The following is a 21,237-nucleotide window of genomic DNA, read 5'->3' on the forward strand; positions in this document are numbered from 1 at the left end:
ACAAAAGAAGGAGAAAATTGTATGATAAAAGTTGTAGTAACAGATATGGACGGAACCTTTTTAAATGATGAAAAAGAAATAAGTCCAAATTCAAAAAAAGTAATAGAAAAGTTACAAGAACACGGAATTAAATTTTTAATAGCTACAGGAAGAGCAGATATAGCAGTTAGAAATTATTATCATGATATGGGTTTGAATGATGTTACTATTGCTTGTAATGGTAGTTTTATCAGAAATCAAGCAACTGGTGAAGTTATATATGAAAATCCCTTTACCGATAAAGAAATATCCATAATTCATAAAAAATATTTAGAACTTACAGACGGAAGTGTTGAACTACACATATACAGCCCAAACTATATATATTGTGATAGAATATCTTTTAATGTAGCTAGGATAAAAAGGGTTGAAGAAGAAACAAACGCCAAATATAAAACGCCAGTATGTATAGAAGAAGATATTTTATCTGCCATAGCAAGAAATAAGGACAAATGTTATAAGGTGATGATGTCATCAAAAAATCATAACTTGCTAGAAAAAATTTATGAAGAAGTAAAAAAAGAATTTGACTTAGAGGGAACGTTTTCAGCCACACACTTTTTTGATATGGTGCCAAAAGGTACTAGCAAGGCAGAGGGAATTAAACGTGTAGCTAAGTATTATAATATTTCTGTTGAAGATTCTGTTGTTTTTGGTGATAATCTTAATGACATAGAAATGTTAAAGGTTGCAGGAACTGCTATATGCCCATCTAATGCAAGAGATGAAATAAAAAAAATGTGCCACTTAGTAATCGGCAATAATAATGATTTTTCAGTTTTAAAATATCTTGAAGAATATGTAAATAAATTAGGAGAAACTACAAATGAGAAATAGAAAAAATCAGCGAAAAGCAAGTAGAATTTTTACCTTTTTCGCTCTAGTTGTAATTATTTTAACCAGTGTCTTTTTAACTTATAAACCTAATATTAATAAGGTGAATTTAGGTCTGGACTTACAAGGAGGATTTGAAGTTCTTTATCAAGTAGAGCCACTTAAATCAGGAGATGTAATTGATGAGAATGCTGTAAAAGCTACTTCGGATACAATTAGCCGTCGTATAAATATTTTAGGGGTAAGTGAGCCTGTAATAACAGTAGAATCTGGCAATAGAATTCGTGTCGAACTAGCTGGAGTAAAAGACCAAGAAACAGCAAGAAAAGTTTTATCAACACAAGCTAGTCTAACTATTCGTGATGTTGAAAATAATATATTATTAGACGGTTCAGACCTGCAAGAAAACGGTGCTTCTCAAGCTTTCGACCAGCAGTCAAAACCAATGGTAACTCTAAAATTAAAAGATGCTGATAAATTTGGGAATGTAACATCAGAAATTAGCAAAAGAGGTTTAGGTAAAAATCTTATGGTAATCTGGATGGATTTTGAAGAGGGGGATAGCTATGCAGCCGAAGCTCAAAAAGCTTCTCCAAAATTTGTTTCAGCACCGCAAGTTACACAAACAATTAATTCAAAAGATGTTCAAATAACTGGTAATTTTACTGTTGAGTCTGCAAAAGAACTAGCAGCTCTACTTAATTCTGGTGCTTTACCTGTAAAATTAACTGAAATATATTCTAACTCTGTTGGAGCTCAATTTGGTGTTGACGCATTAAATCAAACGGTACTTGCTGGGATAGTATCTCTAGGTTTAATTTTCTTATTTATGCTAGTAGTTTATCGGCTGCCTGGTTTTGTAGCCAGTGTAATGTTAGTAGCCTATGTTTATATAGTAATAATATTCTTCAATTTAATTTCAGGTGTTCTAACCTTACCTGGTATAGCAGCTATTATCTTGGGTGTTGGTATGGCAGTTGATGCTAATATCATAATGTACGAAAGAATTAAAGAAGAAATTTCAGCAGGTTACAGTCTGAAAAAGGCTTATACAGACGGAGCAAAACAATCTTTATGGACAATATTCGATTCACAGATTACAACAGTCATAGCAGCCATAGTATTATTTATTTTTGGTACAAGTAGTGTAAAAGGTTTTGCAACTATGTTGTTACTGACAATATTAGTGAGTTTTATTACTGCAGTATTCGGAACAAGATTATTACTTAGTTTGTTAGTGAATTCAAATATATTTAACAATAAAACTTGGTGGTTTGGAGTTTCTAAAGATAATATAGTTGAAAGTAAAATACCTTTAAATTCATTAGACTTGCCAACAAAATTTGATGGTTTGAATTTTACTAAGCATATGAAAAAGTTTTTTGCTTTAAGTATAGCAATAATGGTTGCAGGTATTATTTCTTTATCTGTCTTTAAATTAAATTTAGGTATTGATTTTTCTAGTGGTACTAGGATAGATGTTTTAGCAAATACCGAATTAACAACAGAAGAAATTAAAAGTGATTTAGATAATATAAAAATTACAGAAGAAAAAATAGTTTTATCACCTGATAAAAAACAAGCGACAATTCATTCCAAAGAAAGTTTTGAACAAGGAAAAGTCATAGAAATAAAAGAATATTTTACTAAAAAATATCAAAAAGATGCAAACTTAAGTGTAGTATCGCCAGTTATTGGTAAGGAACTTGCTAAAAATGCCATGTTTGCTCTTATCTATGCCTCTATCGGAATAATAATTTACGTAGCACTTCGCTTTGAATGGAGAATGGGTTTTACGAGTATCTTAGCCCTGCTTCATGACGTAGCAGTTATTATATTTATTGCAAGTATCCTGCGTTTAGAAATTGATATTACTTTTATAGCAGCTGTATTAACAATAGTGGGATATTCTATAAATGATACAATAGTTACTTTTGATAGGATAAGAGAACATATGCGTTATGAAAAAGTTATAAAATCAAAGGAACAAATTTATAGAGTGGTAGATGTTTCTTTGCGTCAAACTTTGGTTCGTTCAATAAACACAGTTCTTACGGTAATTATAACAGTTGTTGTAATGTTACTGATAGGAAGTAAAGCTATCTTTACATTTAATATTGCCCTATTGATCGGTTTAGTCTTTGGTCTATACTCATCACTATTTGTGGCTTCTCAATTATGGGCTTTATTAAAGGTAATAGAACTTAAGAAAAAAGGAAAAATAGAAGTTAAACAAAAAGCAACAGCCAAGGAAAGAGCTGAAAATCATAAAGTTTTAGTTTAAGAAAAGATTAAGTTATATATTTAGTGTGGATAAAAATCTGCACTAAATATTTTTTTGTAAATTTTTATCACTATGTATTTGAAGAAATATTTTAATATATATAAAATATTTTTTGCTTGCCTATAAAAATAAGTATTTTAAATTATTTTTTGAGAGTTTACTCATTAATATTAAGAAAAATATTTTTTACTATTTTTTGTTGGGAGGCTAGCAAAATATAAATATTTTTTATTATTTTTCATTGGAAGAGTAACGTAATACAAATATTTTTTATATCTTAATTTGAACCAGAAAAAAATATTTTTATTATTTTTATCGGCATGCAAGATGAATAAAAATATTTTTACAATCTAATTTGGAAAATATTACATTTTATTTTGGTGAAAAATCATTTTAATTCTTATGAGGATATAGCATTTTATTTTTAACCTAAGATTAATTTAAATAACAAACAACCCAACTTGAAAAAGTTGGGTTTGTCTATATTATTGTTTATTGATTATTTATATTTAACTAGATATTAGAATGATGCGTGATAAATACCTTTGTATTTTTCTTCTAATAATTTTTTAACTTTTGCACTAGTAAGAACTTTTTTAAGGGCTTTAACTCCGTCTGAATCCTTGTTGTCTTCACGAGAAACTAAAGAAAGAGCGTAGTATTCTTGGTCTTTTACATCTTCTTTAATAATTCCATTATCAACAGGATTTAAACTTAATTTAGATATTTTATCAGGATAGTTAAAAGCTAAATCTTTTTCGTTGTAGGCTTCGTTAAGGTTAAGTAAGGCTACTTTTGTAAAAGTAATATTTTTTGGATTAGCTGTGATGTCAGCTTCTGTTACTGTGTAGCTGTTAGGGTCTTTAAGGCTTATAACTTTTTCTTTAGCAAGAAGTCTTAAAGCACGAGCTAGGTTAGTTGCATCAGAAGGAACAGCCACATCAGCTCCGTCTTTTAATTCAGATATATTTTTTATATTTTTACCGTAGAAGGCTCCTGTAAAGTCATATATTTTTTGAATTTGAACTAATTTGGCATTATTCCCCTTATTGTAAGCGTCCATAAATGGTTTGTGTTGGAAGAAGTTAGCATCTACTTCTTTATTATTTAAGGCGTCATTTGGTTGTTTATAGTCAGAAAAATTAATTATTTCTAGTGTGTAACCATCTTTTGCTAAGTCTTCTTTTGATGCTTCTAGTATGTCAGTAACAACCTTAATATTCGCAGCACCTACTTTTATTGTTTTTTTCTCATTAGAAGTTGTTGATGTTTTTGATGAACAACCCGTAAAAATTAAAACTAAAGCTAATATGCTTGTTATTATAGTGAATGTTTTTTTCATTGTAATCTCCTATTTGAAAATAATTTTATTTTTTAGAAACCTTGTTAGCTATAAAATAACCAATATTTTGAATAATATAAACATAAACAATAAAAACAATAACTAAGAGATACATTAAGGGGTAGTTGTAATCTTGATAGCCGTAGCGATAGGCAAATTCACCAAGACCTCCTGCACCAATAACGCCCATAACGGTTGAGTATGATAAAATACTTATTGCTACTGAAGTGAATGATAGGATTAAATCTATTTTTATAGAGGGTATTAAGAAATAACGTATCATTTGTAACTTTGTAGCTCCCATGCTAATAGCCCTATCTATAATTCTATTTGGAATATTTAGTAAGGCTTGTTCAACAAATCTACTATAAATACTAATTGATACCAGTGTAAGAGGCAGGGTAGCTGCTAAATTTCCAAAAGCTGTTCCGAATAAAAATCTACTTATAGGTATTAGGATAAAAATAAATATTAAAAAGGGAACACTTCTTAACATATTTAATATAATACTCAAAGTTTGGTAGGCAAATTGATTATGTAGTAAATATTTTTTATTTAATGAAAATAATAAAATACCTAGTGGTATGGCTAGTAATAAACAGACAGACATGGAAACAAAGAGCATAAAATTCGTTTCCCAGAAAGCTTTTACAATATTATCATAATTTTCTTTTATTAAATTAATCATCTAGCAAAAACTCCTTTATATGCTTAAAGTAGTCTTTTTCATAATCCATATTATTATTCTTATTAGGTACTATAATTTCTTTTATGGTAGAATTTCCTAACAATATGACTTTATCGCAAAAATTTTTTAGTATTGATAGGTTATGAGAAATTAAAACAATAGAAATATCAGTAGTTTTTTTCAGTTTTATAAGCAAATCAAAAATTTCTTTTTCGCTACTACTATCAAGGGCAGAACTTATTTCATCACACAAAATAACTTTTGGATTTTGTAAAAGTGCCATTGCGATAGCCACTTTTTGTTTTTGCCCCCCACTAAGATTTCTGCAAGTAATATTTTTTAAATTTTCGATATTCATAAATTTTAAAATTTTATTGATTTCAGCTTCATTTACTTTTTCTTTATTTAGTTTATATATTAATGATAGGTGATAAAAAACAGTTTTTCCGTCTAAAAGATTATTATCTTGAAAGATGTAGACGACATTTTTTCTCATTTCTCTTAATTCTTTTTCGTTCATTTGGTCTAAATTTTTATTATTATAAATAATTTTTCCCTTGTCATAAGAAACCAAACCGTTTATCATTTTTAAAATTGTACTTTTTCCGCTTCCGTTACTTCCGATTAATCCTAAAACATCATTTTTTTTTATATCAAAAGAAATATTTTTTATTTGAAAATTAGAATTAGGATAATTTTTAGAAATATTTTTTATTTGAATTACCATATTTATCCTCCGACAATACTATAACATTTTTTTTTATAATTTTCAATATATAAATTTTATTGTTATTAAAAGTGTTTTAAAATATGTATCAGCTAAAAATAATTATCTGTATTAGTTTTTTTAAATAAAAATTTTTTCATTGAAATTTTACAATTTCTTGTTTTTAAAGTATAATATTTTTCTAAAATTCAAAATAAAATTTTTATTTGTTTTATTAGGAGAAGATTTTATGTTTAAAAAATTTGGAAGATTACCTAAGAGGAATTTGAAAAAAAGAATAGAGGGGTCACTTTATTATAAAAATAATAAATTTACAAATTTAGAAGAAAAACCAGCTTTAACAGAAGGTGTTAGTATTGTTGATGTACTAAAATCATTTTTTAGTAAAGATGTTAATACAATTCCTACAAAAATACCTATAACAGAAACTAATTTATTTACCTTAAACGATGAAAAAGATTATTTTATATGGTTTGGACATTCATCATACTTACTTAATCTTGGAAAAATTAAATTTTTAGTTGACCCCGTCTTTAGTGTAAATGCCTCTCCACTTCCGAATAATGTTAAAGAATTTGCTGGGACAGAATATTATAAGTCGGATAAGATGCCTCATATCGATTATTTAATAATTACTCATGACCACTACGACCATTTAGATTATAAAACTATTCTTGAATTAAAAAATAAGGTAGGTAAGGTTATTCTTCCTTTGGGTGTTTCAGAGCATTTTCTTTATTGGGGTTATAAAAAAGAAAATATTATTGAACTTGAGTGGTATGAAAGTTTTGAACTGAGTGAAAATTTTACAATAACATCTGAACCGACACATCATTCATCAGGCAGATTTTTAAAAGCTAATCAAAGTCTTTGGACATCCTACGTTTTAAAATATCAAACTAAAAATATATTTTTAGGTGGAGATGGTGCTTACGGCAAACATTTTAAAGAAATTGGCAAGAAGTATGTAAGATTTGATTTGGCTTTTATGGAAAATGGTCAGTATAATAAGTTGTGGAAATATTCTCATATGTTTCCCAAAGAAACTTTACAAGCGGCAAAAGATATTAATGCACAAGTAGTAGTGCCAATACATAATTCAAAATTTAAATTGTCAGTTCATGAATGGAATGAACCCTTAAAAGAAATTACAAGATTAAATAAAGAAGAATTTAAACTTAATTTAGTAACTATGAAAATAGGAGATGTAGTCTATATAGATAATTTAAACTTTAATTATGAAAGATGTTTGACAAAAATTAAAAATTAGCTTGACAGATATTTTTTAATTTGCTATACTTTAGGCATAAATAAATTAAAGGAGCGTAAAGAATTATGAATCTGTATAGAGTTACAAAATTAAATACTCGTTGGCAAAGCCACTAGATACAGGTTGTTTCTTGCGTTTTTTACAGCATAGATACAGCCTTACAAGTGTTTGTAAAATTGTATCTATGTGGAAGATAAATAAAAATATAGCAAACCACGTAGATTATTTAAAATATATCTGCGTGGTTTTTTTGACCACCAATAGATACAATTAGGTGGTCTTTTTATATAAAATTTTATCAATTAAGGAGAAAACAAAATGAATAAAAAAGGAAAAATATTTTTAGCAGCTTTAGCAATAATTTTATTAGTGGCTTTATATTTTAATAAGTCAGAAGATAAAACAAAATTAGATGATAAGAAAGTAAAAATAGGAGTATTACAATTACTAAGTCATCCAGCCCTAGATAGTATCTATAAAGGTTTTGAAGATGAATTAAAAAAACAAGGTTATAAAATCGGAGAGAATTTAGAAATAGATTTACAAAATGCTCAGGGAGACCAAAGCAATTTAGTAGCAATGAGTAAAAAATTAGTTGCTGATAAAAATAATATTTTGGTGGGTATAACTACTCCTGCAACCTTATCTTTGTCTAATGAAACAAAAAATATTCCGATTATTATGGGGGGTATAACTTATCCTGTGGAAGCTGGTTTGATAAAAAGTGAGAACAAGCCTGGCAACAATATAACGGGAGTAAGTGATAGAACTCCAATAAAAGAACAATTAGAAATAATGAAAAAAGTTTTACCTAATATGAAAAAAGTAGGAATAATTTATACAGCAAGTGAAGATAATTCTACAAAACAGGCCAAAGAAGCTGAAAAACTAGCTAAAGAGATGAATTTAGAAGTTAATTTAAAATCTGTTGCTAATACAAATGATATTCAACAAGTTACAGAAAGTGTGGCTAGTAGTGTTGATGCAATTTTTGTTCCTATTGACAATACCATAGCTAGTGCCATGGCTACTGTTGTAAAAGTAACGGATAGCTATAAAATTCCAGTGTTTCCATCTGCCGATACTATGGTAAAAGATGGAGGACTTTTAGGAATAGGAGTTGACCAATACAAGATAGGTGTTGAAACTGCAAAAGTAGTAATTGAAGTATTAAAGGGAGCTAAAACAGAAGATAAGGCAATCGTACTTGCTAATGATGGAATTATTTATTTGAATAACAAAAAAGCAAAAGAATTAGGAATTACTATTCCAGATGAAATAAAAAATAAGGCAGAAATAGTAGTAGGAGAATAATATTTATATGGAAATATTAATATCGGCAATTTCTCAGGGTTTATTATGGGGAATATTGTCAGTAGGTTTGTTTATAAGTTTTAGAATTTTAAATATAGCAGATATGACCACAGAAGGTAGTTTTCCTTTGGGAGCTTGTGTTGCTGTTGTTGCTATAAGTCATGGTATAAATCCCTATATAGCAATTTTAATTTCAATTATTTTTGGTATGCTTGCAGGTTTTGTAACAGGTTTTTTAATAACAGTTTGTAAAATTCCTAGTCTGCTTGCAGGTATCTTAACTATGACGGCTTTACTTTCTGTTAATTTAAGAATTATGGGAAGACCTAATCTTAATATATTATCTAACAATACAATTTTTACTTTTTTAGAAAAATTTAACTTACCAAAAAGTTACAATATTATAATAATAGGACTTATTTTTTCTAGTATAGTAATTTTAATAATGGCATTATTTTTCAAAACAGAATTAGGGCAGTCTTTAATTGCGACCGGAGATAATATTAACATGGCATCATCACTTGGAATTTCTGTCAAAGCTATGACTATTTTAGGCTTGATGTTATCTAATGGAATTATAGCTTTTGCTGGAGGAATTTTGGCACAGAATAATGGTTATGCTGATGTTAATAGTGGTATAGGTGTTATAGTAATAGCCCTAGCTGCAATTATAATTGGAGAAGTTATTTTTGGAGATGTAACTTTTATAGAAAGATTAATTTATACAGTCTGTGGAGCAATTATTTACAGGTTACTTTTGGTTCTAGTTTTAAAACTAGAAATATTAGAAGCTAATGATTTTAAATTAATTACAGCTTTAATAATAGCCATATTTTTAACCTTGCCCCAGTTTAAAAATAATATTTTTAAGACTAGAAAGGGAAATTAGCATATGAATTTTATAGAAATTAATAATGTAAATAAAACTTTTTTTAAAAATACTAATAGGGAGCATCACGCCTTAAAAAATATTAATTTAAAAATTAATAGGGGAGATTTTATTACCATAGTCGGTGGGAATGGAGCAGGCAAGTCAACTTTATTAAATGCTTTATCAGGAAATTTTTTGGTCGATAGTGGAAAAATTTTTATAAATAATATTGATGTTAGTCTTATGAGTGAGCATAAAAGGTCTAAGTATATAAGCAGAGTTTTTCAAAATCCTCTTTATGGTACTGCACCTAGAATGACAGTTTGTGAAAATATGGCTTTGGCATATAGACGAGGAGAAAAAAGAGGTTTAAAATTAGGAGTTACTGAAGAAAATAAAAAATATTTTACAGAACAGTTATCTTCTTTAAATTTAGGTTTAGAAAATAGATTGCATACAGAAATAGGTTTATTATCTGGCGGGCAAAGACAGGCTATTTCTTTACTCATGGCAACAATTAAAAACCCGGACTTGCTACTTCTTGATGAACATACGGCAGCACTTGACCTAAAAACTCAAAAAATTATAATGGATATTACGGATAAAAAAATTAAGGATAAAAATATAACGGCACTGATGATTACCCATAATATACAAGATGCACTCAAGTATGGAAATAGATTAATTGTTCTTAATCAAGGAGAAATTATCAAAGATTTTAATAAGGAAGAAAAAGAAGTTTTAACAAGAAATGATATTTATAATATTTTAGATGAATTATAAGATTAATTTTAGAATGAACTATATTATATGGTTCATTCTTTTTTTATTGTGGTATAATTATGTAATATAAAATTATTGGAGTGTAATAATGAAAATTTCAATTTTATGTGTTGGCAAGATAAAAGAAAAATTTTATCGTGATGCAATTAAAGAATATGAAAAACGTTTATCCTCTTATGCAAAGTTACAAATTCTTGAAATTAATGACGAGAAGGTAAAGGTTGAAAATGATGCGGATATAGAGATAGCCAAGGAAAAAGAAGGAAAAAATATTTTATCGAAAATTAAGGACACTCAATTTGTTATAAGTTTAGAAATTTTGGGTAAATCTTTATCTAGTGAAAATTTAGCTAGCAAAATAGAAAATTTAGCAATAACAGGTAATAGTGATTTGGTATTTGTAATAGGTGGCAGTTACGGACTTAGTGAGAGTGTAAGAAAACGTAGTAATTATAGCTTATCTTTCAGTGAGATGACCTTTACTCATCAACTTATGCGAGTAATACTTTTAGAGCAGATATACAGGGCCTTTAAAATTATAAAAAAAGAACCCTATCACAAATAAAAAACATAGATTTTAAATTTTAGAAAATAAAAAATTAGAGTATTTAGGAAATTTTACCTTATAGTGATTTATAAATAAAAAGGATAGTGTTTTAAATGGTTGATAAAATTTTATTGCGAAAGCAGTTTATAGAAAAAAGAAATAATCTGTCTGAAGAATATCGCAAGAGAGCTGACAAAGAAATTTTTAAGAGATTAGAAAATTTTAAAAGATTTAAACTGGCAAAAAAAATATTTATTTATGTCGGTTTTGGTTCGGAAATAAATACAGTATTACTAATAGAAAAATATATAAAAGAAAAAAGAATTTTTGTTCCTAAAATAGTAAAAGGAAAAATGGAATTAGTAGAAATATTTTCTGTTTCTTATTTGAGCAAAGGGTATTTTGGAGTTTTAGAACCTAGGTCTGAAAAATATTATTACGGGTCAATAGATTTGGTAATAACTCCGTCAGTAGTTTTTAATAAAAACGGATATAGGTTAGGTTATGGCAAGGGCTATTATGATAAATATTTTTCGAGTAGAGATTTCAAATTCAGCCTGGGTTTAGCTTACGAAAATATGCTGGCAGAAAATATCCCCTTGGAAGAACATGACAAAAAAGTAGATATGGTAATTACAGAAAATAGACTTATAAATACCCATGAAAATTTTGTCGTAACTACTAATATAAAAACTGATGATAAAATAATTTCAAGGGCGAAAGAAATTGCTAATTATTTTGAAGTTGATTATGCAGAAAGAAAAAAATTGACACTTAGGCAATTTTTATCTAAATATAATAATGCTATGCTTGTCTATAAGGATAAAATTCTCTATGTTAATCAGAAGGAAGAAAAATTATTTTTCCATATAGATACAGCCATGTTAAGAATTAAAAATAAGTCAGAACCCCTGTTAGACATAATAGGAGAAAAAAATCAAGAAATTTTAGATATTACTATGGGTCTAGCTAGGGATAGTATCGTTCTTAGCTATTTCGGTCATAGGGTTACGTCCTTAGAAGCTAGTAAAATAATTCATTTTATAGTTTCTTGTGGTTTGAATAATTTTTCTTCAGGAAATTTAGAAATAGATAAGGCACTTAGAAAAATAAAAACTCTCAATATTGATAGCTTAGAATTTTTAAAAAAATGTGAGGATAATTCCTATGATATAGTCTATGCCGACCCAATGTTTTCTAATAATATCAAGGATTCTGATAATATAGCAGTTTTTGATAAGCTGGCTTGTTTTGACGGGATAAGAGCTGAAGTGTTAGCAGAAATGAAAAGAGTTGCGAGGAAGAAAGTTATTATAAAAGCCCACAATTTAGATGCTGTTTTTGAAAGTTTTGGTTTAAAAAAAATCATTCGTTCAGGTTCTAAATTTAGTTTTGGCTATATTGATGTTTAAAACTTTGAAACAGGAGATAGAATGATAATGAAGTTAATAAAATTTTTACATAGTAAAGAAATTTCTCTATTTTTAAGTTTGTTAATATGTGCTATTATTTTTTATTTTTCAAATCAAAGTGGTAGCCAGTCCGAAAAAATTTCTAATACACTTTTTATAAGAAAACTAGGACATCTTAGCGAATTTTTTGCTTTAGGTTATTTTTTCAGTTCTTTTTTAGCGACTACAAAATATTTTTTTACAAATAAAAAAAAATACATAGTTTACAGTCTATTGTTTGTAGTCTTATATGCTATTAGTGATGAAGTTCATCAATTATTTATTCCAAATAGAAGTGGTAATATTACTGATGTTTTTATTGATAGCATAGGAGGAATGCTTGGTATTTTTACTTTTACTATTTTAAAAAATTTTTTTAAGATTTAAAATATTTTTAAAGTTTACTGTTTTTATTTGTACTTTTCTGAAAAAAATTGTAAAATGTATTATGACTAAAAAAAGGAGAAAAATATTGAAGGCTATAATAATAGAAGATGATAAGTTACTCGCCGCAAGAATAGCTAGCTTTATTTCTGAAAAATTTGAATCAGAAATTTGTTATGACGGAGAAGAAGGATTAGAAAAAGTAAAAAAAAATAAATATAATTTAATAATTATAGATAGTATCTTACCTAAGGTTAATGCAATAAAACTTTTAAAAAAATTAAAAGAGTGGAATTTGAATATACCAACAGCAGTATTAACATTTTCTGCTAGTGTTGAAGATAAATTAGAAATTATAGATTACGCTTTAGCGGAATATTTTTTCAAGAGTGGAAGCAAAGAAGAATTTTTAATAATAATAGATAATCTTATGCAAAGATTTAAAAATCAAAAAGATACTAATACCATAAGTTACGGTAATATAAGAGTTGATATACTTAATGAAACAGCTTACTACAATGATGAAATATTAGAAAATATAAAAGGAAAATACTTAGACTTGCTATATTTTTTCATTTTAAATAATAATATTATTCTAAAAAAAGAAGAAATTTTTGATAGGGTTTGGGGAGTAAATTCAGAAACTACCATGAATGCCATAGAAGTTTATATTTCTGGCTTGCGTAAGGAATTAAAAAAAGTAGGCTGTGAAAACTATATAAAAACAATTCGTGGAATAGGTTATTCTTTAGCATAGGAGATTATAATGGAATTTGTTTATCCAATAGATTATGAATTATATTCAGCAGAAGAGTTGGCTACAATTATTAAATTTTTAGATATTGTAGAAGAATGCTACACTTCAGGTGTGGAGCTTGAACGCTATAAAAAAACTTATAAAGAATTTAAAAATATTGTTAGGGCAAAGTAAGAAGAAAATAATGGCTTGAAAAATATAATTATATAATGAAATTAAGAATTTTTATGATTATTTAACAAATTAAAATAAAGAAGTTACAAAAATTATTTTACTAAAAATATTGAATATAAAATTTATTTATGTTATAATTTATAGTATAGGAACTGATCGTGTATTGCTACAGTTTTATAATGATATAGACTTTAATTTATAATTGTCTGTTGGCAACTTTTTATTCTTTATAATTTATTTTTTAATGTTGAAAGGAGATATATATATGGAAAAATTAAGAGAATATTTTTTAGCTACGAGACCCTACAGTTTCCCAGCAACTTTCGCACCTATTTTTATAGGAAGTAGTTTTTCATTATTTTATATAGAAAAGTTTAATTTTATTAATTTTACACTTTTTTTGTTGATTTGCTTATTAATACAAGCTGGAACTAATTTATTTAATGAGTACTATGATTACAAAAGTGGGCTTGATAAAATTGATTCCCAAGGTATAGCTGGTTCAATTGTAAAAAACAAATTAAGTGCTAAAGAAGTATTTATGGAGGCTGTTTTATTATATTGTATAGCATTTATTTTAGGTGTTATTTTATCATTTTATACAAGTATGTATCTATTATTAGTTGGTTCTATATGTATGTTAGTTGGATATATATACACTGGAGGTAAATATCCAATAGCTTATTCTCCTTTTGGAGAGATAGTTTCTGGGTTTTTTATGGGAACAATGATTATTGTTATTTCCTATTATTTACAAACTAGTTTCATTAATTTAGATGTGCTGATAATATCTATACCTATGTTTATTTTAATAGGCAACATGTTGATGGCTAATAGTATTAGGGATTTAGATAATGATAAAGTATCAGGCAGAAAAACTTTTGCTATTATTGTTGGTAAAAACAGAGCTATAAAAGTAATGGCTTTTTCCTACTTATTAGTGTACATACTAAGTCTATTATTCGTTTTGATAAAATATGCTTCTTTTTATAATTTGCTTATATTTTTAACGATACCCTTAGCAATAAATATAATAGCTGGTTTGAAAAATAATATAACAAAAGAAAAGATGGCTCCCTATATGATATTAAGTGCACAACTAACTATTGCTTATGGCTTACTAACAAGTCTGGCCTATATTTTAAATTATATAATTTAATTTATTATTATTTTTTAAAACGATGGGATCTAAACAGTTATTCAAGCTAAGCATATCTGGAATTTGAATACTATATTTGAATACTATACTGAGTAATTAATTAAAAAATTATTTTTTATTAATCTCCGCATCAAAATAGAAAACTATATTTTGTATCTAGTGGTAAAGTAATTTGCTAAATAGTGCTTAGTAAAACAAAAAATTTGTCATATAATAATTTGCAATTAAGTATTTAGCTAGGGTATAATAGACTAAGACTAATTGTAGCAATCAATTATTAATAATTAAGGTATTATATTTATGTAAGGGGTTATATTAATGGGTAGGAACCTAAATTTTACAAAAGATATTTTTTTGATACTGTACTTGTAAATGATGAAATATTAGTAAAAAATTAAATTGTCAAATCATAAATATAAAATATCAATTATATTAAATTCTTGTCGTAAACAAGATAATTTAATAAATACAGATAGATAATTTATTAAATTAAAGTTATAATGAGTTTGAGATTATTATTGTTGATTATGTAAATAATCTTGAAATTGAGAGTGTATATGAAAAATTTAAAAATTTAGAAAATATTAATTATATAAAAAAACAGCTGAGTTCAAAATCAAGTTCTAAAAATATAGGTATAAATTGTGCAAAGCTAGACACCTTATTTTTTGCAAGAAGAAATTAATAAAATAAAAGATAATTATTTATTAGCTATTGCAGAAGAAATTAGTAAAAATGACAGTGATATAATTTTAATAAAGGGTTCTAATAATGAGTTTAAAAATACTTAAACTAATGGAATAAAGTTTTTTTCAAAAGAAATTTTGGATAAAAAGTATTTAATAGATTACACTTTAGCAAGTTATGCTATTAAAAAACAATTTTTAAGTATTTATAATTTAGAATTTAATACAGAAATTTTTGAAAAAGATAATATATATTTTAAGATTAAAATTTTTAATGATGCTAAAGAAATTTCTTTAGTCAAGACTACTAATTTTTATAAAAAATAAATAAATTTTAGGATAATAAAATTATTATTGAAAATAATAGTATGTGTATGTTGAAAACTATTGATAAGTATAGAAGATTTTGCTTTGAAAAAAGAAAATTCTAGTGAATTACGATATTTATGTACCTACTTGTATTTGGATATTTTAAGTCAAGATAATAATATAGAAATAAATAAGATTGTAGAAAATATTGTTATCGATAGATATAATTATTTTAAATTTAATAGTTTTTTTAAGAGAGTTATATTAAAAATATCTCCAAAATTATTTATAAAGAAGTTTTTAGTTAAGGAGAGATAGTAGTGAGAAGAATATTACACAATATTTTTTCCTATACTTTTATTTGTCTGTTTTCACTTGCTCTTATTTGGATAAGTGTAGCACCCTTTGTTTATGAAAGAATATTAAATCCTCTAGCCTTGTTATTGGGAATACCACTAACTTTTATGGGAATTATTTATGTAGCAAGAAAGATATTGTTTAGTGATGATGAAAAGTTAAAAAAATATAATAAATTTATTGTAATAGCATATTTGATATTTCAAGCCATAATTTTATCTATGGATACTTTAAATTTTTCTGACGGTGCTGAGTTAGAAAATGAAGCTCATTATATGCTAAATTATGGGCGATTTTCGGGAGAACGCTATTTTTTAGTTTATCCTAATAATATTAATCCAACAATAATTTTATATTGGTTGTATCGTATTGCTGGTATTTTGCATATTTCAGAAGTTCTTGCCCTGCACTTATTTTGCTTTTTATCAACATCAATAGCCATGTATTTTACTTATAAAACAGCAGGAAAGTTACTGGATAAACCAAAGCAAACACTTATTTTATTGTTAATGCTGGTCTATATACCATTTCAAATGTATAGTTTATTTTATTATTCTGATACATTTATGGTGGTATTAGTTTCTCTTATAATATATGTGCTAATTCCTTCAGATGGTAGCTTTATTTTTAAGAATAAACACATTATAGCAGTAGCCTTAATAGTAGGGTTTGGCTGGAATTTACGCTCTAATATTATTATAATTATTCCAGCCTTGATAATATACTTATTATTTTTCAAATGGTATAAAAAATTATTATTACTATTACTTACTTTTGGGTTATCATTTTTTGTGTTCGGTAAAATTTTTGATGCTATTTGGAGCCATTACGGCTTTTTTATAGATGAGGGTTATAAATTTCCTATGATGCACTGGGTAACTATGGGAATGAGTATTCAGGGAGGTAGTTATAATTGGCAAGATTTTCAATATACCTATCTAAGTCAAAATAAGATGACAGATGACCTAACTTTATTTTTAAATAGGGTATTTCACAGACCAATTTTCTTAAATTTATTAGTTTTTATTCTGAAAATTAGGGGGAATTGGAGTGATGGAACTATTAATTATACTAATGGAACTAGGGCATTAAGAGAGGGAGATAGTTTTCTTTGGCAATTATTTTACGGTAGTAATAATAGTTTCTTTATCTATCTTTCTCAATTTATCTATGATGTAATTATCTTTATGATGGTTTATTACATCTATAAGCGAAGAAAAGAGTATATTACATCTGGCTTTTTATTCCAAATAATTATATTCGGTGTTTTTGTATTTCATTTGATTTGGGAAGCAAAACCCCGTTATGTTTATGCTTGGATGCCTATAATCTTTATACTAGCAATAAAGGGAATTACTATATTTGTAGAGGAAAATTCTACAACCATATTCAGCAAGTACAGGAAAAAATTACTCCTAGCATTTGCTTTTGTATTTTCTATTCAATTAGTTAGTGATAGTTTTTTAAGACCTAGTTATTCTATGAATCTAGATTATGATTCGAGAGTAATAAATGGTATTAGTATCTATGCGACAGATAATTATTTACGAGATGGTATAGTTAGGGTCAATAAGGATACGACTGTTGAACAGACCTTTAAGGCAACTATGGATTTTAGCTACGTTAGGGGCTATATTTCGGCTTATGATGAAAATAATAATTCTAAGTATAGGGTAGAAATTATAGACAAGGCTACAAATAAAACTGTTCGAGAAAAAATATTTATTTATCGAGAACTTTATTGGGAATTACCTTTACAGACTTATACTTTACGTTGGTATTTTGATAAATTGCCAGTGGGTGAGTATAGTATAAAATTTTCACAAGTAGAAAATGTAAATAATGGCAGTATTGTAATTTCTAGTGTGCCAAATGAAATGTTAGATATGTATACAAGTGGTAGTATGTATATTAATGGGCTAGAGCAGGGCAAAAAAGATTTGGCATTGCAAATTGGGCGTAGATATGAAAAATTATGGTGGTATTAAAATACTAATCTTAAAAATAAAATTTTTTATTTTAAGTATTTTACTAATTAAAATAAATTCTATATAAAATTATAAAAAAATATTTTTCTCCATGAGTAGCAAAACTATAAGCAAATCTACTTATGGAGAATTTTTATGTAAAAAATTTGTTTATAGAAAAATGACTATAAATCATAAGAAGTATAGTCATTAAATTAAAAAGTATTTTCAAATTATTTGATAGATTTTATTTTTAAATATAATCTATTTTTTATTAGTCTACTATCATTTCTTGTGCTATTTCAAATGCACTAAGTTTTGCTGGATAATAAGTAGGCCAATTATCCATTTCTTCTAGTAATTTTTCTTGGCTTTGACCACCGAAGAAAATATGGAAGTGGTTAGTTTTAATAGGAGCTATGTTATGGTCGCTAAATTGTACATATTTATAATTTCCTGCATTTTCATCAGTCGCTTCAAATAAGAATCTAACCCCTCTATTTCCTTTTTTGTAAGTTAGAATTTTTTTCCCTACATATTTGTAAGTGAATTTTTTAGCTTGTCCATTTACAAAAAATTCCATAGTATTATCTTTAATTACTATTTTTTCTACGTCTGTTTTATATCCTGTATTGTAATATTTTTTATATTCTTCAGCAGTCATTGTTTGAGATTTTTTAGCCTTATAGTCAAATACTTGGTCTAGATCACCATTTACTAGATATGGATAAACAGATTGCCATTCTCCGTAATAGTCAGATAAGTCTCTGTCTTTAACGTCACTGTTATTAAAGTAACCATTATGAACAGTTTTTTCAGTTTCTGCTTCACTATTTTCTGGTAAAATTTCTTTTCCGCTTTGGCTAGTAGTTTTTTCAAGATTTGCCAAATTTTCTTTCATAATAGATATGTAGTCTTTACCAGCATCAACCTGCTCTTTTGTTAAACTTTCTAGTGGATTAAGAACAGATAGTTGAACATTAGTTTCTTTTGCTAGGGTTTCAGCAATAGATTTTTTGGCGTTTTCTTCAAAGTAGATATATTTAATTTCATTTTCTTTTATGTATTTAGTTAATTCTTCTAATCTTGCTATTGATGGTTCTTTGTCTGCTGATATTCCTGTAATACCTACTTGCTTTAATCCGTAATCAAGTGCCAGATATGAAAAAGCAGTATGTTGCGTTACAAAATATTTTTGTTTTGCTTGAGATAGTTTTTCTGTATATTCTTTGTCTAGGGCTTTTAATTTTTCTAAATAAGTATTTGCATTTTTTTCAAATACTGATTTTTTGTCGGGATAATTTTTTATTAAGCCTGCTTTGATATTTTCTACTAATTTTATAGCACGATAAGGAGATAGCCACAAGTGAGGGTCAAATTCGTGATGATGTCCTTCTTCTGAGTGATGATGTTCGTGTTCTTCTTCCTCTACAGGTAATAATACTAGATCTTTAGTTGCTTTAATTATTTGATTTTCATCTTTATTAAGAGATTTTATTACTTTTTCGACCCAAGTTTCCATATTATCATCTTCATAAATAAAAGCGGATGCTTCTTTAATTTTTACCATATCCTGTGTTGATGGTTCAAAATCGTGAACTTCTGTTCCTGCTGGTATAAGTAATTCAACATTTGCTTCATCTCCAACTATTTGTTTTGTAAATTCATAAATAGGATAGAAGGTAGTAACAATATTTGTTTTGTTATTTTCTTTTGCATTGCCACAGGCAGTCAGTAAGATAGTAAATATTGATATAATAGTTAATAATAATTTTTTCATTAGATAACTCCTTTGTGTTTTATTTTATTTGTTAAATTAATTGCTATGAATATTGTTATAAATATTAATGTTATGGTTGCACTTGCTGGGGTTTCTGCATAATAAGATATAAATATTCCTGCTATCATACCAAGAAGGCATATTATAATACCACTAAATATAACACTTTTAAAATTTTTGCTAATTGTTAGGGAGATACTTGCTGGTAGGATTATTATTGTTGAAACTAATAAGGCACCAACTGCAGGTATCATTAAGGAAATAGCGACACCAGTAAGAATATTAAATAGTGTAGATGTTAATTTAATATTAAGTCCTTCAGAAAAAGATATGTGTTCATCAAAGGTCATAATATACAGAGGTCTAAAAAATAATATTGTAAGAAATATGATAATTAGAGCAATAAGAAATAATGAAATAACTTGATTTATATTAATTGTAATTATAGAACCGAATAAATATTGCTCTAAACTTAGGCTACTTGATGATGTTTTGCTCATAACAACCATAGCTATTGCAAGTCCTGTTGACATTAAAATAGCTGTTCCAAGTTCCATAAAATTTTTATAAATAGTTCGCAGATATTCTAAGAAAATGGCAGCAATTATTACCACTGTAATTGTTGCATAGGTAGGAGAAAATCCTATTAAAACACCTAGTGCAACTCCTGCTAAAGATACATGACTGAGTGTATCACTTAATAAACTTTGCCGTCTAAGTATTAAAAATGTTCCTAAGATAGGAGCAAAGATACTCATTGCAATTACAGCTAGTAAAGCTTGTTGTATAAATTCATACTTTAATATACTTAACATAGAGTCTCCTATTTAATTTTTTATATGAAGTTTACAGCACCAAGAATTTGTATCGGTTTTGCAAAGATGAATATTTTTTGTTGCAAATCTATCGACAACATCGTTATCGTGAGTAATCATTATGATAGTTTTTTTGTCTTGATTTACTTTATCACTTAGCATATTGTAAAAATCATTTCTAGTTTTTTCGTCCATACCTGTTGTTGGCTCGTCTAATATAAGAATATCGGCATCACTCATCAGCATTCTTGCAATAATTATTCTTTGTTTTTGCCCACCACTCAAATTACCAATTTTCTCATCTTTTTTATTCCACATTCCAACCAAGTCCAAATTTTTTTGGATATTTTCTTTTTCTTTACTAGTAAATTTTTTGAACCAACTATTTTTTCTGTAAAGACCTGACTTTACAAATTCATAAACGGTAGAAGGAAAACCAGAATTAAAACTTGCTATTTGTTGGGGAAGATATGATATGGTCAGTTCTTCATTATTAATATTTTTTTTAGCAATATTGATAATGCCATTTTTTATTTTTAAAATCCCGATTAAAATTTTTACAAGAGTAGTTTTGGCTGCACCATTTTCTCCAGTAATTGTTACAAATTCTCCACTGTTGATATGAAAATTTACATTTTCTAATACTGGGTCTTTGTCGTAGTTAAAAGATAAATTTTTTACTGAAATATATTCCATATT

General features: G+C 26.9%; 22 protein-coding genes. 16 read left to right on the forward strand and 6 right to left on the reverse strand.

Features of this window, described 5'->3' with window-relative positions; translation table 11 throughout:
* Positions 1-21 precede the first annotated feature (21 nt).
* Entirely contained in the window at positions 22-876 is an 855-nt protein-coding gene (locus KMP11_RS02220) for an HAD family hydrolase (RefSeq protein ID WP_252344721.1), read from the forward strand.
* Positions 866-3,157 carry a protein translocase subunit SecD gene (gene secD / locus KMP11_RS02225; protein WP_215756776.1) on the forward strand — a complete coding sequence of 764 codons (2,292 nt, stop codon included), beginning with the start codon at positions 866-868 and terminating at the stop codon, positions 3,155-3,157. Before KMP11_RS02220 ends, secD begins: the two co-directional genes overlap by 11 nt.
* A gap of 520 nt (positions 3,158-3,677) precedes the next feature.
* Here secD and KMP11_RS02230 read toward each other — a convergent pair.
* From KMP11_RS02230 to KMP11_RS02240, 3 genes are read right to left on the reverse strand one after another with little or no spacing between them, the layout of a single operon-like run.
* Positions 3,678-4,499, reverse strand: a complete 822-nt coding sequence (locus KMP11_RS02230; protein WP_215756775.1) for a MetQ/NlpA family ABC transporter substrate-binding protein — start codon at positions 4,497-4,499, stop codon at positions 3,678-3,680.
* A gap of 25 nt (positions 4,500-4,524) precedes the next feature.
* A complete protein-coding gene (locus tag KMP11_RS02235; RefSeq protein WP_216280013.1) occupies positions 4,525-5,187 on the reverse strand; it encodes a methionine ABC transporter permease in 663 nt (220 codons plus the stop codon).
* Positions 5,180-5,914, reverse strand: a complete 735-nt coding sequence (locus KMP11_RS02240) for an ATP-binding cassette domain-containing protein (RefSeq protein ID WP_216280014.1) — start codon at positions 5,912-5,914, stop codon at positions 5,180-5,182. Before KMP11_RS02240 ends, KMP11_RS02235 begins: the two co-directional genes overlap by 8 nt.
* Before the next feature lie 229 nt (positions 5,915-6,143).
* On the opposite strand from KMP11_RS02240, the gene KMP11_RS02245 reads away from it, so the two are divergent.
* From KMP11_RS02245 to KMP11_RS02305, 14 genes are all read left to right on the forward strand, one after another.
* Positions 6,144-7,184 carry an MBL fold metallo-hydrolase gene (locus KMP11_RS02245; protein ID WP_216280015.1) on the forward strand — a complete coding sequence of 347 codons (1,041 nt, stop codon included), beginning with the start codon at positions 6,144-6,146 and terminating at the stop codon, positions 7,182-7,184.
* Between the two features lie 318 nt (positions 7,185-7,502).
* On the forward strand, positions 7,503-8,498 hold the full coding sequence (trpX, locus tag KMP11_RS02250) for a tryptophan ABC transporter substrate-binding protein (protein WP_216280016.1): 996 nt from the start codon (positions 7,503-7,505) through the stop codon (positions 8,496-8,498).
* 7 nt (positions 8,499-8,505) lie between these two features.
* Complete coding sequence (locus tag KMP11_RS02255; protein ID WP_215756770.1) at positions 8,506-9,387, forward strand: ABC transporter permease; 882 nt, start codon at positions 8,506-8,508, stop codon at positions 9,385-9,387.
* A gap of 3 nt (positions 9,388-9,390) precedes the next feature.
* Complete coding sequence (locus KMP11_RS02260; protein WP_216280017.1) at positions 9,391-10,152, forward strand: ABC transporter ATP-binding protein; 762 nt, start codon at positions 9,391-9,393, stop codon at positions 10,150-10,152.
* 88 nt (positions 10,153-10,240) lie between these two features.
* A complete protein-coding gene (rlmH, locus tag KMP11_RS02265) occupies positions 10,241-10,717 on the forward strand; it encodes a 23S rRNA (pseudouridine(1915)-N(3))-methyltransferase RlmH (RefSeq protein ID WP_215756768.1) in 477 nt (158 codons plus the stop codon).
* Positions 10,718-10,812: 95 nt separating this feature from the next.
* Positions 10,813-12,111 (forward strand): 5-formyltetrahydrofolate cyclo-ligase, encoded by a 1,299-nt coding sequence (locus tag KMP11_RS02270; protein WP_216280018.1) that lies wholly within the window; start codon positions 10,813-10,815, stop codon positions 12,109-12,111.
* Between the two features lie 27 nt (positions 12,112-12,138).
* A complete protein-coding gene (locus KMP11_RS02275; protein WP_215756766.1) occupies positions 12,139-12,537 on the forward strand; it encodes a VanZ family protein in 399 nt (132 codons plus the stop codon).
* Positions 12,538-12,622: 85 nt separating this feature from the next.
* Positions 12,623-13,291 carry a response regulator transcription factor gene (locus KMP11_RS02280; RefSeq protein ID WP_215756765.1) on the forward strand — a complete coding sequence of 223 codons (669 nt, stop codon included), beginning with the start codon at positions 12,623-12,625 and terminating at the stop codon, positions 13,289-13,291.
* A gap of 9 nt (positions 13,292-13,300) precedes the next feature.
* On the forward strand, positions 13,301-13,465 hold the full coding sequence (locus KMP11_RS02285; RefSeq protein WP_215756764.1) for a UPF0223 family protein: 165 nt from the start codon (positions 13,301-13,303) through the stop codon (positions 13,463-13,465).
* A 265-nt stretch (positions 13,466-13,730) separates the two neighbouring features.
* Positions 13,731-14,624 (forward strand): 1,4-dihydroxy-2-naphthoate polyprenyltransferase, encoded by an 894-nt coding sequence (locus KMP11_RS02290; protein ID WP_252344720.1) that lies wholly within the window; start codon positions 13,731-13,733, stop codon positions 14,622-14,624.
* A 668-nt stretch (positions 14,625-15,292) separates the two neighbouring features.
* Positions 15,293-15,415, forward strand: a complete 123-nt coding sequence (locus KMP11_RS07820) for a hypothetical protein (protein WP_256442629.1) — start codon at positions 15,293-15,295, stop codon at positions 15,413-15,415.
* A gap of 33 nt (positions 15,416-15,448) precedes the next feature.
* Positions 15,449-15,637, forward strand: a complete 189-nt coding sequence (locus KMP11_RS02295) for a hypothetical protein (protein ID WP_216280019.1) — start codon at positions 15,449-15,451, stop codon at positions 15,635-15,637.
* Positions 15,638-15,697: 60 nt separating this feature from the next.
* A complete protein-coding gene (locus KMP11_RS02300) occupies positions 15,698-15,937 on the forward strand; it encodes a hypothetical protein (protein WP_216280020.1) in 240 nt (79 codons plus the stop codon).
* 2 nt (positions 15,938-15,939) lie between these two features.
* Positions 15,940-17,964, forward strand: a complete 2,025-nt coding sequence (locus KMP11_RS02305) for a glycosyltransferase family 39 protein (protein ID WP_215756761.1) — start codon at positions 15,940-15,942, stop codon at positions 17,962-17,964.
* A gap of 253 nt (positions 17,965-18,217) precedes the next feature.
* Here KMP11_RS02305 and KMP11_RS02310 read toward each other — a convergent pair whose 3' ends face one another.
* Genes KMP11_RS02310 through KMP11_RS02320 form a run of 3 tightly spaced genes read right to left on the reverse strand, consistent with a single transcriptional unit; the run spans position 18,218 to position 21,234 of the window.
* Positions 18,218-19,723 carry a metal ABC transporter solute-binding protein, Zn/Mn family gene (locus KMP11_RS02310; protein ID WP_215756760.1) on the reverse strand — a complete coding sequence of 502 codons (1,506 nt, stop codon included), beginning with the start codon at positions 19,721-19,723 and terminating at the stop codon, positions 18,218-18,220.
* A complete protein-coding gene (locus tag KMP11_RS02315) occupies positions 19,723-20,538 on the reverse strand; it encodes a metal ABC transporter permease (RefSeq protein ID WP_216280021.1) in 816 nt (271 codons plus the stop codon). The genes KMP11_RS02310 and KMP11_RS02315 overlap by 1 nt, the downstream gene beginning before the upstream one ends.
* A gap of 12 nt (positions 20,539-20,550) precedes the next feature.
* Positions 20,551-21,234, reverse strand: a complete 684-nt coding sequence (locus tag KMP11_RS02320) for a metal ABC transporter ATP-binding protein (RefSeq protein ID WP_215756758.1) — start codon at positions 21,232-21,234, stop codon at positions 20,551-20,553.
* Between the last annotated feature and the right edge of the window lie 3 nt (positions 21,235-21,237).

Source organism: Gemella sp. zg-570, from assembly GCF_018866345.1.
Classification (GTDB): Bacteria; Bacillota; Bacilli; order Staphylococcales; family Gemellaceae; genus Gemelliphila.

Excerpts from the sequence above, each read along its gene's own strand:
- KMP11_RS02320 (WP_215756758.1), bottom strand. The coding sequence starts at position 21,234 with ATGGAATATATTTCAGTAAAAAATTTATCTTTTAACTACGACAAAGAC.
- KMP11_RS02230 (WP_215756775.1), bottom strand. The coding sequence starts at position 4,499 with ATGAAAAAAACATTCACTATAATAACAAGCATATTAGCTTTAGTTTTA.
- rlmH (WP_215756768.1), top strand. The coding sequence starts at position 10,241 with ATGAAAATTTCAATTTTATGTGTTGGCAAGATAAAAGAAAAATTTTAT.
- KMP11_RS02255 (WP_215756770.1), top strand. The coding sequence starts at position 8,506 with ATGGAAATATTAATATCGGCAATTTCTCAGGGTTTATTATGGGGAATA.
- KMP11_RS02245 (WP_216280015.1), top strand. The coding sequence starts at position 6,144 with ATGTTTAAAAAATTTGGAAGATTACCTAAGAGGAATTTGAAAAAAAGA.
- KMP11_RS02220 (WP_252344721.1), top strand. The coding sequence starts at position 22 with ATGATAAAAGTTGTAGTAACAGATATGGACGGAACCTTTTTAAATGAT.
- secD (WP_215756776.1), top strand. The coding sequence starts at position 866 with ATGAGAAATAGAAAAAATCAGCGAAAAGCAAGTAGAATTTTTACCTTT.
- KMP11_RS02285 (WP_215756764.1), top strand. The coding sequence starts at position 13,301 with ATGGAATTTGTTTATCCAATAGATTATGAATTATATTCAGCAGAAGAG.
- trpX (WP_216280016.1), top strand. The coding sequence starts at position 7,503 with ATGAATAAAAAAGGAAAAATATTTTTAGCAGCTTTAGCAATAATTTTA.
- KMP11_RS02235 (WP_216280013.1), bottom strand. The coding sequence starts at position 5,187 with ATGATTAATTTAATAAAAGAAAATTATGATAATATTGTAAAAGCTTTC.
- KMP11_RS02270 (WP_216280018.1), top strand. The coding sequence starts at position 10,813 with ATGGTTGATAAAATTTTATTGCGAAAGCAGTTTATAGAAAAAAGAAAT.
- KMP11_RS02240 (WP_216280014.1), bottom strand. The coding sequence starts at position 5,914 with ATGGTAATTCAAATAAAAAATATTTCTAAAAATTATCCTAATTCTAAT.
- KMP11_RS02290 (WP_252344720.1), top strand. The coding sequence starts at position 13,731 with ATGGAAAAATTAAGAGAATATTTTTTAGCTACGAGACCCTACAGTTTC.
- KMP11_RS02315 (WP_216280021.1), bottom strand. The coding sequence starts at position 20,538 with ATGTTAAGTATATTAAAGTATGAATTTATACAACAAGCTTTACTAGCT.
- KMP11_RS02260 (WP_216280017.1), top strand. The coding sequence starts at position 9,391 with ATGAATTTTATAGAAATTAATAATGTAAATAAAACTTTTTTTAAAAAT.
- KMP11_RS02310 (WP_215756760.1), bottom strand. The coding sequence starts at position 19,723 with ATGAAAAAATTATTATTAACTATTATATCAATATTTACTATCTTACTG.
- KMP11_RS02275 (WP_215756766.1), top strand. The coding sequence starts at position 12,139 with ATGAAGTTAATAAAATTTTTACATAGTAAAGAAATTTCTCTATTTTTA.